This is a genomic window from Roseateles saccharophilus, assembly GCF_004342485.1.
Taxonomy (GTDB): Bacteria; Pseudomonadota; Gammaproteobacteria; order Burkholderiales; family Burkholderiaceae_C; genus Pelomonas; species Pelomonas saccharophila.
Genome location: NZ_SMBU01000013.1, coordinates 59,942 through 73,887, shown reverse-complemented (window position 1 = coordinate 73,887; position 13,946 = coordinate 59,942). Strand labels below are relative to the sequence as shown.

At 72.7% G+C, this 13,946-nt stretch carries 2 protein-coding genes; both read right to left on the bottom strand.

Annotated features, from left to right (window positions below; all coding sequences use genetic code 11):
- Window positions 1–56 precede the first annotated feature (56 nt).
- Complete coding sequence (locus tag EV671_RS12950; protein WP_132571932.1) at window positions 57–1,742, bottom strand: DUF2341 domain-containing protein; 1,686 nt, start codon at window positions 1,740–1,742, stop codon at window positions 57–59.
- 19 nt (window positions 1,743–1,761) lie between these two features.
- Window positions 1,762–13,944, bottom strand: a complete 12,183-nt coding sequence (locus EV671_RS12945; protein ID WP_132571929.1) for a filamentous haemagglutinin family protein — start codon at window positions 13,942–13,944, stop codon at window positions 1,762–1,764.
- Between the last annotated feature and the right edge of the window lie 2 nt (window positions 13,945–13,946).

Below are 13,946 nucleotides of genomic sequence, written 5' to 3'. Positions count from 1 at the left end.
GGCATCGCCGTCCCCGCGGGGGACCGGCCAAGGTACTCCTTGGACGAGGGGCTTCATCACCTTGAGCCGTAGAGTTCAGCGACCCGAGTGATGAACTCGTCGATGAAGATCTGCATGTCCGACGTCGCGTTCTTGATCTGCGACGCCAGGTAGTTGTAGCCAAACAGCGCGGGGATGGCGACGCCCAGGCCGGCCACGGTCGCGAGCAGCGCCGCCGCAATGCCCGGCGCGATGGCGTTCACGTTCACGTCGCCCGCCGCGGCGATGGCGGCGAAGGTGATCATCACGCCCACCACCGTGCCCAGCAGCCCGAGGAAGGGGCCGCCCGAGATCGCGATGGTCAGCAGCACCATGCCGGAATTGAGCTGCGCGTTCTCGCGCACATAGTCGGCATCCACCGAGGCCTTCACCGCATCCAGCGACGCGCCCGACAGCGGCTTGGCGCCTTCCTCGCCGACCTTGCGCTTGGCCAGCTCGCGCACGCCGGCCTGGTAGAGGCGGTAGATGGGCGAAGCGGGATGCGGCGCGTGCTGCTCCAGCTTCAGCAGCTCGTCGCTCGCCTCGCGAAAGCGCAGCACGAAGCTGCGGTTGGCCCTGGCCACCTTGTTCACGAGCAGGCCCTTGCTGACCATCACCCACGCCGCGATGGCGAACATCACGGCGAGGATGAGGATCACCGCCCAGGCGTCCGGCGTGAGGTTCTTGATCAGGATGCCCATATAGCCGTGGCTCTCGCCCTCGGCCTCGGCGCTGTCCTTGGCCTCGCGCGCCGAGGCCACGAGCTTGCTCTCGGCGCCCTGGGCGCCGGCGGCCACGGCGATCCAGTCGGCACTGCGCAGCGCGGCGGCCACCTGCACCTCGTCCATCAGGCCGCGCGCGCCTTCGCCCAGGCGCAGGCTGCTGCCCAGCGCCGGCGTCGCAAGATCGCCCTGCGCCACCTGGGCGCCGTTGACGAACAGCGTCGCCTTGCCCAGGCCCAGGCGCACGGCGACCTGGGTCCAGCGCGCCACCGGTACCTCGCCGCCGCCGACCTCGGCCTTGTCGGCGTGCACCACCAGCTTGCCGCCGTTCAGACTCAGCGTCAGCCCGCCCCAGTTCAGCAGCGTCGCGCGCTGCACATCGTCGAGCTTGACCCACAGGCTGGCCGTGAGCTGGTTGCCGGCGTCCACCACGGGCTTGTCGGACAGCGCATAGACGATGGCCTCGCCCGTCAGCTTGGCGCTTGCGGCCAGCAGGCCGTTGGGCTCGGTCACCAGCGTGCCCTGCGGCTTCACGGCGCCGAGCTGGTCGCCGCCGGCCGGCTTGTCGCTGAAGTGCAGCGCGATGACCGTGGCGGCATCGAAGCCGTTCGCATCGCCTTCCGCCGCCGCCTTGCCATTGCCGCCGTAGACATAGAAGACGTTCTTGTCCGTGCCCGGCAGCACGCTGGGCAGCTGCACCCACAACACGGCCAGCTCGTTGACCGCGTCGAAGCGCTCGATGCTGAACTTCAGCGGCGTCTTGTCGTCGCCGGCCACGACGCGCAGGTCGCTGCCGTCCTCCTTGGCGGCCGTGAAGTCGAAGTTGCCGCTGTGCAGGCGCACGGCCACCGCCACACCGCTGGCGGCCTCCTTGGTCTCCAGGCCCTGGGCCGAGGTGTTCAGCGTGATCCTGGCGCGCTCGCTCCAGTCGGCGTTCCACCAGGCGTGGGCGGTGGCCGGCAGCAGCGCGGCCAGGAGAAGTGCGGTGAGTGCTTTGCGCATGGTGTGGTCTCTCGGGAAATCAGGAGCTGCCGAAGCCCAGGAACTCCAGCAGCAGGTTGCGGCGGCGGCGGCGCTTCTTTCTGTTGTCGTCCTCGGCGTCTCCACCGGTGAGGCCTGCATTGGTCTGCGTCTGGGCGGTATTGGGCGGCGCTGAAATGACAGTCGGTGCGGCATCAACCTTGCCTCCGCCTGTCACCTTGCCGCCGACCTGGATGTCGATGGCGTTGACCACCCGTTCGGCAGCCAGGAAGGCATTGCCCTTGGAGCGGATGCCCGCCTCGCCGGCATTGATGTCGCCGGCCGGCGCATAGAGGTCGAGGTCACTCGTGGCGTTGAGCACCGCGATGCCCGACCCGCTGAACGAGCCCGACGTGTCGAAGACGAGCCGTCCCTGGTTGTCCAGGCGCAGGACGGGGGCCGGCGCGCCGACGACGGTCTTGGCACCGCGGCCGGCGTCGATGCTGCCGGCTTCGGAGAACAGCAGCAGGTCGCCCTTGGCCAGCGTGAACACCCGTGACTGGTTGACCGCGAAGTCGTCCCGCACGAGCGCCGAGATGTTGCCGCCATTGACCGTGACGATGCCCAGCTGGCTGGGCGACCTGGCGATGCCGCTTGCCACCACTTCGCCGGCGTTGGCGCCTCCGCCTGGTGCGAGCAGCGTGATGTCCGCCTGTTGCACGGTCTTGATCTGGCTGGCCGGCAGCAGCAGGTCGCCGCTCGGGCGTTGCGGCAGCCCGTCCAGCGGGAAGACGGTGTTCACCGCCAGGTAGCCGCTGGCGTAGGCCTGCCAGCGTGCGTCGCCGTCGAGCGCGGCCGCCGCGCGGCCGGCGCTGCGCAGCTCGCTCACCAACTGGCGGTTCAACCAGGGCACCTGGCGCGCGAGGGGCAGGCCATCGAAGGCCGCGAGTGCATCGGCGTCGGACAGCTGCGGCTGCGAGGTCACCTGCCGGACGTAGTCGCCCAGGGCCTTGAGCTGCTCCGGCCTGGCGGCGTCGAGCAGCACCTGCTGGCGGGTCGCCGCGGGCAATGCGGCGAGGCGCGGCAGCAGCAAGGCCGTGACGGCGCCGGCCCGTTGCCCCTCGGGCAGGCCCGCGAAAGCCTGCGCGGCCTGCGCGACGCTGAGTTCACTCCAGGCCGGCAGCGTGAGCTTGCCGACCGCCTTGGCATAGGCCGCAACCGCCGGGTCGCCCGCCGGCTTGCCCAGCAGGGCGGCGATGCGCAGGCTCTGGTCGCCGGCGTCGGCGCGCGCGGGCAGGGCGCGGACATAGTTGCCGATGCCGGCCTGGTAGGCCGCGCTGCCGAGCAGGGCGCTTACCGCGTCGAGCTGGCCCGCCACGGGCAGGGCCGCGAAGCCCGCCGCGTCGCCCGTGCCGCCCACGGCCCGGTAGAGCGTGCCGAGCCGGCCTTGCCAGCCGCTCACGCCCAGCAGCTGGAAGCCCTGCAGTTCCGCGTTGCGATAGTCGGCATCGTCGGCCCGCAGCCCGGCCACCACGGTGATGTTGGCGCCCTGGCTGGGCAGCAGGGTGCTGTTGTTGACGCTTCCCGATGCGACCACGCCGGACTTGGTGCCGGTGTCGAGCACGATGTCGCGGCCCGCCATCAGCACGAGGTCGCCGGGGCCGGCCACGTCGATGCTGAGATTCGTGATGTCGCGGCCGGCCTTGAGCAGCGACAGCTCGCTGACCGGGGTGGGCGCGGCCGGGTTGTCGAGCCTGCGGTCCTGGTGCTGAACGTTCACCGTGGCCGTGGTGCCGCTGAAGACGATGTCCCGGCCCGCCTCGATGTCGACGGGGCGCGCGGAATAGAAGGTGTTCGTCAGCGTGACGTCGCCCTGCACGGCGGCCACCCGCACCGGACTGCGGTCGCTGGCGTCCAGCACCGGCGTGGCCGGCGCCGCGGCCGTGGCGCCCATGTCGGGCACACGGGCCGGCGCGACATAGCCCTGGTAGGCATTGCTGACGGCCGCCAGATAGGCCCCTCGCACGTAGGCGCCGATCTCGAGCGCAGGCCCGAGCGAGCCCACCGCGACGTTGGAGAGCGTGATGCCGGACTGCGCCAGCAGCACCGTGCCCGCATTGCCGCTGGGGTTCTGCGTGAGCGGTTGTTCGAGATTGATGCTGCCGTCCGCCGCGGTGATCTGCACCATGCCGGGCATCTGCAGGTCGAGTGCGTCCGTGGTGCCGTCGCGGCGGCCGATCTCGCTGCGCACACGCACATCGCCGGCCGCGCTGAGCATGCTCAGCGCGGCCTTGGTGTCGAGGCCGCCGAGCACCAGGCGGCCCAGCGTGTTGTTGGCCCCGGACAGGGCCGATGGCGCAGCCAGTGCCGCGCTGCGCACTGCGGCGATGTCGATGTCCGTCGCGGCCTGCACCTGCACGCGGGTGCTGCCGTACAGCAGCTGCAGCCGTGCGTCTTCCGTCGTGACGCCGGCCGTCGTGTCGCTGCCGATGCGGCGCCCCGAGCTGACGTCGAGCTCACCCTGGCTGGCGAAGAGCCGCCCGGCCAGCACGTCGCGGCCGGCCTGCAGGCTCACGCTGCCACCGCCCCGGGTGAAGGCGGTGGTCGCCGTGCCCGACGAATCGGTGGGCACGCCGCGCCAGCCGTTGCTCGCGGCCGATGCATGCACCTGGATCGCGTCGCGACCGGCGCGCAGCGTGATGTCGCCGCCGCCGAAGGTGGCGATGCCCTGGCTGAAGAGATCGACGCGCGACCACCAGGCGGTGGGCACGCTCGGCGAAAGCCCGGCCCGCCACCACCATTGCGTGACGTCGCGCTGCGTCGTGCCCAGCGTGGCACCGCGCAGGTCGCGCCCGGCGTTCACCTCGACCCGGCCGCCCGCCTGCAGGAAGGGGCTGCGGCCGGCGACCTGCAGGTTGGCATTGAGGGCGCTCAGCGGGATGCCCAGCTGCGCCACCGGCAGCGGGTCGCTGGTGGGCGCGGGCGTCGGTGCTGGGGTTGGCGCGGGGGTGGGGGCCGGTGTCGGTGCGGCTGTCGGCGCAAATGTCGGAGCTGGCGTCGGTGCTGCCGTGGGTGCCGGGCTGGGCGATGGCGCGTTGCCTGTCGAAGCGAGCGGAGGTGCTGGCGGCAGGGTCGTGCGCGTCGTGCCGTTGCCGTTGCCTGCGGACGGTGCGGAGGGCGCGGAGGCATCGGCCGTTTTCGCGAGCGCGCCGGCGCTGGCTGGCGCTGCAGCCGGTGCCGCGACGGGGGGCGGTGGCGGCAGGGTCGTGCGAGTGGTGTTGTTGCCGTTGCCGTCCGATGGCGTCGTGGGCGCCGGCGTCGGAGCGGGTGTAGGTGCGGGCGTGGGAGCTGGTGTCGGCGCAGCCGTGGGAGCCGGTGTGGGGGCAGGCGTCGGCGCGGCTGTGGGGGATGGCGTGGGGGCCGGTGTCGGTGCGGCCGTGGGAGCCGGTGTGGGGGCAGGCGTCGGCGCGGCTGTGGGGGCTGGCGTGGGGGCCGGTGTCGGTGCGGCCGTGGGAGCCGGTGTGGGGGCAGGCGTCGGCGCGGCTGTGGGGGCTGGCGTGGGGGCCGGTGTCGGCGCGGCCGTGGGAGCCGGAGTGGGGGCAGGCGTCGGCGCGGCCGTGGGGGCCGGCGTGGGGGCGGGTGTCGGCGCAGCCGTGGGCGACGGAGGCGCGGCCGGCAGGAGCCCCAGGGAATCCTGGTCGGATACCGGGATGCCGGTCGTGTAGACCTTGGCGCCGATGTTGGTCAGCGTCACGTCACCCGAGGAGGCGAGCTGCAGGGATCCGGTGGTGCTGCGCACCGTCACGGTAGGCATGGCCGTGCCGGTCGATGCGCGGCCGATGCTCAGCTGCGCGGTCGGTGCGTCCGGGCGGACGGCGAGCGCATCGGCCGACCCGATGTCGGCGCCGGCGACGAGGTGAAGGCTGCCGGCCAGGCCGCTGCTCGCGACCCAGGTGTCCAGATTGCCCGCCGTACTGGCCTGGGACGGGGCGAAGCCGCTGCTCAGGCCGTACTTGACGAACAGGGAGCCGGCCGCGCGCAGCGTGACGGCGGTTTCCGCGGCGTGGGGCGTCACAGCGCGGTCACCGGCCAGCAGCAGTGGCAGGTTCCAGTCGGTGGCCAGCGTCAGGTCGCCGGTGGAGCGGATCTCGACGAGCGGGCGAACGCGCGTGAGCGGCAGCAGGGCGGCCTGGCCCTGCATCAGCCGGTTGGCGATGTTCTCCGCGGCCGCGTTGACGAAGCTTCGGCTCTCGGCGTCCAGCGACTGGATGCCCAGCACGGTCGGCGCGGGCGCGGGCGTCGGTGCGAGTGTCGGCGCCAGCGTGGGCGCTGTCGTTGGCGCCGGGCTGGGCGAAGGCGCGTTGCCTGTCGATGCGAGCGGAGGTGCCGGCGGCAATGTCGTGCGTGTCGTGTCGTTGCCGTTGCCTGCGGACGGTGCGGAGGGCGCGGTGGCATCGGCCGTTTTCGCGAGCGCGCCGGCGCTGGCCGGTGCTGCGGCAGGCGCCGAGACGGGTGGAGGGGGCGGCAGCGTCGTGCGGGTGCTGCTATTGCCGTTGCCGGCCGATGGCGTCGTGGGGGCCGGCGTCGGAGCAGGCGTGGGTGCTGCGGTTGGCGCGGGTGTGGGCGCTGCAGTTGGTGCCGGCGTGGGCGCAGCGGTTGGCGCCGGTGTGGGCGCGGGCGTGGGCGCAGCGGTTGGTGCCGGCGTAGGAGCGGGCGTGGGCGCAGCGGTTGGTGCCGGCGTGGGAGCGGGCGTGGGCGCAGCGGTTGGTGCCGGCGTGGGAGCGGGCGTGGGCGCAGCGGTTGGTGCCGGCGTGGGAGCCGGTGTGGGTGCTGCGGTTGGTACCGGCGTGGGAGCCGGTGTGGGTGCTGCGGTTGGCGCCGGCGTGGGAGCAGGTGTGGGTGCTGCGGTTGGCGCCGGCGTGGGAGCAGGTGTGGGTGCTGCGGTTGGCGCCGGCGTGGGAGCGGGTGTGGGTGCTGCGGTTGGCGCCGGCGTGGGAGCGGGTGTGGGTGCAGCCGTTGGCGCCGGTGTGGGCGTGGCTCCGGCCACGATCTGGGTGACGCCGCTGTAGACCTTGACGGCCTGCACGTCGACGAAGCCGATGCCGAGCAGGTCGGACCCGACGGGCGCGATGCGCACATCGCTGCCGGCGCCGCTGCCATCGACCGCCAGGCCGGTCCGCGTGGCGCGCAGGGTCAGGACAGCGCTCGCGGCGCTGCCGGCGGGCCCGCTGCCGAGGTCGATCACCGAGGTCGGCAGCAGGCTCAGCAGCCCCGAGGTGCTGCTCAGTTCGGCGCTGCCGCCGCGGCCGTTCGCGTCGGCGCTGGCCAGCAGGCGGGCGCCGGGCTGCAGGGTCAGGTCGCCGCCGGCGGCCAGGGTCAGGCGGCCCGAGGCGCCGGCGCGGGTGTCGAGGGTGCCGGCCACCTGCAAGCCACCCTGGTCGCTGACCAGCGTGATCTGTTTCGCGGCCAGCGTGGTGCCGGACGCGACCTGCTGATCGCCCTGGCGGTTGCGGATGTAGAGCGAGTTGCCGAAGTTGTTGCTGCCGCCGGCAGCGATCTGCGCGGCGAGCTGGCCGAGGTCCGTGGCGATGGCGCCGTCTAGCGTGAGGCTGGCGCTTTGCGCGCCCGCAGCCGCCGTGCCGTGCAGGTCGCCAGCGGTAGTGATGCGGCCTTGCGGTGCGGAGATCGAGAGCCCGCCGGCGTCGCCCAGGCCGGCACCGGACACGTCGAGGACCGCGCCGCTGTTCAACATGACCGAGCCGCTGTTGCTCTGCATCGTGAGCGCACCGGCGGGAAGGTCGACGGAGGTGTCGCCGAGCTTGACGCTCGTGCCGCGCACCGACACGCGCGAGCCCGTGCCCAGCACGAGGTCGCCGGTGGTGGCGGTGAGCTGGACGCTGCCCGCGGCGAAGTCGATCACGCCGCTCTGCACGATGTCGCTGGCGCTGACCTGCAGCCGGCCCGAGGGGCTGAGCGCGGCGGCTGCGTCGCCGGCGGCGGCGGCTCCGGAAACGCTGAAGCGGCCACCCACGGCCAGGTTCGCATCGGCGCCCGAGCCACTGCCGACGATGGGCGCCGTGACCTCCAATGCGCCGCTGAAACTGGCGCTGCTGGCGCCGTCGAAACGAAGCAGGGAGCCGGCCCGCCATTGCGTGATCGCGGCCTCCGTGCGCTGGGCACCCGAGGCGACCGACAGCAGGCCGGAGGCATCGACGGACAGGGTGCCGCCGGGCAGGGATGCCGTCGGGCTCGCGGTCGGCTGCAGCCCGCTGCTGTTGAGCAGGCTGATGCGGCTGGCGACAAGCCTGGCGCCGCCGCTGTCCGGGGCCCGAAGCAGTGGGCTGTCCAGCACGAGGTCGCGCAGGTTCGCATTGCCCAGCGTGCTGCCGGTGCCGAAGTCGATGGAGGCGTAGCCGCGCAGCGTCAGGCTGCTGCTGGCGCCGAGGCCGGTGAACCAGCCGGGGTCGACCAGCCAGCTCGTGGTATCGCGTGCGCTGCCCACGGCCAGCCGCTGGGCGCCCAGCGTCATCGCGGCCGCATTGACGGCGAGGCCGCTGCCCGCGGCGGCCGTGCCGGAGCTGTCGAGCGTGAGCGTGCCGGCGCCGGCATCGAGCTTGAGGTTCTGCCCGAGCACCAGTTGCGCGGAGCCCGTCAGCGTGGGGCTGCGCAGCAACGCGACATCGGGCTGGCTGGACAGGCGCAGCGCGGCGCCGTCGCCGGTGATGCGCAGGTCGCCGATGGACGTCGCGCCGAGCCTGGAAGGGTCGGGCTTGGCCTGCAGTTGGGCGCCGTCGCCGAGCTGCAGTGTGCCGGTCGCGGCCAGCACGAGATCGTTGGCCTGCAGATGCGCGCCTGGCGCCACCGTGAGGCTGGCTGCCGTGACGTTGAGCCCGCTCGCATCGGCCGCAGCAGGGCCGGGCGTTGCGCCCAGCACCAGCAGGTTGGCGCCCAGGCTGTTGAGCTGGGCCGGGTCGAGCAGCAGCGTCGAGGCATCCGGCGCGCTGCCGCCCAGCTGCATGGCCGAGGCGGCGAGGTAGACCTGCGATCCGCGGCCGGGCAGCGCGTCGCCGGAGGGCTGGGGCGTTGTGCCCGGCGCGCCTTGCAGCGTGAGCCCGAGGTCGAGCGTCTGGCTGCTGACGACCAGGCGGCCGGCATCCGTACTGAGCGCGGGGATGGGCGCGCCGTCGCGCTGTGCTGCGGCGCTGAAGAAGCCGTCCAGCGTGGTGGTGCGGATCTCCGAGTGCTTGAGGGCCTGGGCCGATGTCTGCACGGACCAGGTGCTGGGCAGGGCGCTGCGCAGCTGGGTGCCGGCGTCGGCCAGCAGCGCGCCGACGTAGACGCTGCCGTCCGGCTGTGTGAGCGCGGTGCCGAGGCTCAGGGGCGTGCCGCCGGACACGGGGCGCACCAGGTAGGCACCGTCGAGGATGGCATAGCGCGCCGGCAGCAGCGTGTAGTTGCCGGCGGGAATCGGGCCTCCCTGCCCGATCACGAGCTGCCTGCCGAGGGTCGGCGTTGCGCCCTGCAGCGTGAAGTCGAACGCGCCCTGCAGATGCAGGCCGGGCAGCAGCGCGAAGGCGCCGTCGCTGCCGGAGAAGGCATCCGTCGAACCGCCGGGGCCGGGGATGAACTGCCAGGCCAGCAGCTGGCCGCCGCCGCGCAGGTCGACGCTGCTGCCGGTTTGCAGGTCCACCGTCGGTGCGCTGAGGCTGATGCTCTTGGCCAATGGCGCGGTCAGCGAGCTGCCGTTGCCGCCCACCTGCTGCGGCGAGAACCACTGGCCGCTCGCGGACTGCCCGTAGATCAGGGTCTGGCCCGCCGAGCTGACGGAGATCGAGGCGCCGGCGTGTTCGCGGATGGCGGACGTGGCGGTCAGCGCGATGCTGCCGGCCGGCGCGCGTACGGTGCCGGAGACATCGATGGTGCTGGCGAGCAGATTGAGCGAGCCGCCGGCGCTCAGCGGTGCATCGGGCGTTGTCGATGCGGTCGGGCCGTTCAGCGCCAGGGCGTGGCCGCTGGCGTCGATGCTGAAGCGGGTGTCCGACGCGGGATACAGCTGCGCCGCCGAGATCGTCGTGTCCGCCTGGGTGAGCAGGGCGCCGGTGAGGGCGTTCTGGCTGTCCAGCACCCGCGCCTGCAGGCGCAGGTCCTGGCTGGCGCTCAGGCCCAGCGTGGCGATGCCCTGGGTGACGACGCGCTCGCCCAGCACCAGGTCGGTCGCCTGGAGCTGTAGTTGCGCACTGCCGCCGCTGGCGTTGGCCACCCGCAGCGCGCCACTGTCACCGAACGAAGGCTTCTGGGCGAAGCCCCACTGCAACTGGGTCGCCGCCAGCGTGGCGGAGCCCGTGCCGTCCAGCCGCAGCGAGGGGGTATCGATGGCGAGCTGGCGCGGCATCGCGAGGTTGACACCGTTCTCGATGAAGAGGCCGTCCTGCGTCGAAAGACCCAAGTCGGCCGCGCCCGATGCCGCGACCTGGGCGGCGGAGATCGAGGCGCGTGGCGACAGGTTCAGCGCGTTGGGGAGCTGCGTCGGGTCCAGCGTGGCCGTGAGCTGCGTCGGGGCCTGCGTGAGCGCAAGCTCGATCGGCGTGGCGACGCCCACGAGGCTGGCACTACCGCTCAGCAGTGCCACGTTCACCTGGCCTCCCGCGCTCGACCCGCCGCCGCTGGCGGCGCGCAGCGTGCCTTCCAGCAGCATCTGGCCGTTGCCGCTGAAGCTGATGCTGCCGCCCGCGCTGCTGACCGTCTGGCGCTGCGTCACGTTGCCGCCCTGGTTCTGCAGCGAGACATCGAGCGGGCCGGAATTGCCGCTCGCGTCGATGACGCTGCCAGCCTGCCAAATCAAGCTGGAGCGCAAGTCGTTGGCGATGGACAAGTTGACCGAGCCGCCGTCGAGCACACGCCCGCGCAGCAAGCCGTCGCTGGTGGGCGTGCGTTGCAGGGTACCGGCAACGTCCAGTCGGCTGTCGGCGCCGAGCCAGAGGAATCGGGGTACCTGGCTGTCGGCGTTGAGGAGGACGCCGGCGGTCAGCGCGATCCGCCCGCCCGGCGCGCGGGCCTGGCCGTCGAAATAGATGCTGGTGGCGGCCGACAGCGCGAGGCTGGCCGTGGGCTGCAGGTCGAAGCGGCTGCCTGCGGCCACGCTGAGTTTGCCTTCGGCCTGGTCGACGCCGAGACCGCTCGAACGCAGGTCCAGGCTCACCGTCTGCGGCAGCTGGTTGGCCGCTAGGCCGACGCCGGCAAAGGCCTTGCCGGCGAGCGCGCCGCTGGGCATGCCGCGGGTCGCTGGCCCCTGCAACCACAGCGCGGCGTTGGGTGCGATCGTCGCGCCCGCCTCCACCGCCAGCGCACGCCGGCCATCCAGCGTGTATTTGGAGAAGCCGCCCGTGCCGAAGAAGTCGGTCGACAGCCTGAGGCCGTCCGGCATCTGGGCCGCGTCGTCGGCGTTGACCGACAGGGCCGTCGAGAAACTGCCGATGTCCACGTAAGGAGCCGTCAGGCTCAGGCTGCCACCACGGGTGCTCGAGTAGCCGCGCAGGTCGACCCCGGCGATCGCGAGATGGCGCAGCGGCGACTGGTCGAGGGAATCGCCCTGCAGGCTCGGCAGGCCGGCGCTCAGGATGATGCTGCCGCCGAGGCCGCCGCGCACCGTGCCGCCGGTGTCCACCAGTGCTCCGCCCGAGACGTCGAGGACAGCGCCGGCCGCTGCGATCACGCTGCGCTGCGAATTGAGCGTGATGCTGCCGCCCGCCGTGCCGGCGCTGGAGCCGGCACCGTCGAGCTGGGCGTTGACCCAGGCGCCGGAGGCATCCAGCGTCACGCCGCTGGCGACCGTCACGTCGCCGGTCAGCAGCGTCTGCGCGGTGAGGCTGCCGCCGGGCAGGCGCACCGAGCTGGCCAGCGCGACCTGACCCTTCTGCGAGTTCAGCACGAGGCTGCCGAGCCTCGGCAGCGTGAGCTGCCCGACCTCCGACAGCAGCGCCAGGTCGCCCACCGTGCTGATGACGATGCTGCCGAAGCCGCTGGCCTCCAGCTGCGCCGCTGAGACGGCCGACTGCCAGCCGCTGGCGGGGGCCGGCGCGCTGGCGGAGGCGAACAGGCCGTCCCACGTTGAGCCGCTCAGCGAGACCGGCTTCGCGGTGATGCTGAGAGAGCCCAGCACGGCCCCGAGGTAGCCGATGTCGTTGAACGCATAGCCGTGGAAGCTCGTGCCCAGCTCCAGCCGGGCCGGCGTCGCGAGCGCGTCGACCCCGTTGGCCTGCCGCAGGCCGGCCGTGGTGCTGCCCAGCAGCGTGCCGCCCAGCACGACGTTGGGGGCGAGCACGAAGAGCGAACCGCCGGCGCTGCCGGCCACATAGCCGGCTTCGACCCGGCCGGGCGAGCGCAGCCCGAAGCCCACCGAGGCGCCGTTGCGGTCCCAGCCGTTGACGTTGCTGAAGGCGTTGGCGACGCCGGTGTAGAGCAGGTCCTTGGGCGCGTCGTTGAGGCTGTAGGTCCTGCCGGTGCTGGCCGTCAGCACGGTGGGGCTGACGACGGCATCGGTGTAGCTGATGCGGCCTCCCGAGACGTTCACCGATGCGCCGTTGGCCATCAGCACGGCCTCGCCGGCCAGCAGGCTGAGCTCGCCGCCCACCGACAACCGCTCGCTGGCGCTGCGCTGCAGCGCGCTGCGGTAGCCCCCCAGGCTGCCGAGGATGGGCGAGCTGCCGCGCACATCCAGCGTGACCTTGTTGCGGTAGAGCAGGCCGCTCTTTTGCAGCGGCGCGTCCGCCAGGTCGTTGCTGCCCAGCAGTTCGGTCGTGACGAAGAAGCGGCCGGCGCTGAGCGTGGTGTCGGTGGTGCCCGAGAGGTCGATGCCCGCGCCCGCGCCGATCAGCACCCGCCCGGCGTCGGGCTGGAAGGGGTCGATCTTGCCGGGTGCGGCGACGTAGACCGGCGTGGCGGTGGCGCGTATCGACGCCTGTGCGCCCGGCGCCACCACCTGGGCCCCGCTCTCCAGCGTGATGTTGGCGCCGTTGAGCTGCAGCCGCGATGTGACGAAGGTCGAGTTGTCGTCGGAGGTCAGCGGCTTGCCGTCCGCGCCGTTGTCGTCGGCCAGGATCTCCGTGCGGCTGCCGCTGCCGAGCACGAGATTGCCGTTCAGCAGGGCGCGCTTGTAGCCGGGGTTGCCGGTGTTGCCGACGGGGGCCGTGGCACCGCCCTGGGCCAGCAGCAGGATGGAGCCGTTCTGCGACACGCTGGTGGTGGCGCTGACGCGGCCCGACTGGTTCACGGCCATGCCCACCAGCGTGACGTTGCCGCGCGGCGACGAGACGACGCCGCCCGCCTGGTTGGCGACGCTGCCGTCGCCCGCCGCCGCGAGGTCGGCCCGGCCCAGGTCCACCAGCAGGCCGCGCACCGACGGCACATTGGGGTTGACCTCGGAGGCATAGAGCGTGTCGCCCGTGGGCAGGCGCAGATAGGCCTCGGCGCCGGCGCCCAGCACCACCTGGCCGCCGGGCGAACTGATGTTGCCGGCGTTGCTCACCTGCTTGGCGAACAGGAAGATGCGCCCGCCCTCGGCGCTCGTGAGTTGCGCGCCGGGCGCGACCTGCACGAAGCTGCTCGAGAACAGGCCCGCCGAGTTCTCGCTGTCGTAGCGGTAGGAGAAGGCCGGGTCGCCGCCCAGCACGTTGCCCGAGAAACCGCTCTTGAAGTCGTCGTCGCGCGGGCTCAGTGTCGTCGCGATGAGGCTGCCCACATTGACCTGCGCGCCGCCGCCGAACAGGATGCCGTTGCGGTTGTAGAGGACGATCTCGCCGCCGTTGGTGGCCTTCAGGCTGCCGAAGATCAGGCTCGGGTTGGCGTCGTGGATGCGGTTGAGCGCGCTCGACCCCGACTGCGCCATGTCGAAGGTGACCGAGCTGGCCTCGCCGATGTTGAAGCTGGCCCAGTTGTAGATGGCGCGCTGGCTCGCCTGCTGGACGGTCATGTCCTGGCCGCCACGCGCATTGGGTGTGATGAGGGGCGCGTTGCCACCGTTGCCGAATACGCGCCAGCCGCTGGTCACTGGCTGCGGCACGGCATTGGCCGCCGGCCTTGTCTGGGCATCGGCGTGCCAGGGCATGGCCGCCGCCAGGGCCACGAGCAGCGGCTGCAGCAGCGCGTGCCGCGCATGCGGCCACGGCGGCGTCGCGCGCGCGCCGACGGCCACCGGCCGCGGCGGGGGAGTCAGCGGAGGCAGCGTGCGGGTGTCGTGGCGGGCCATGG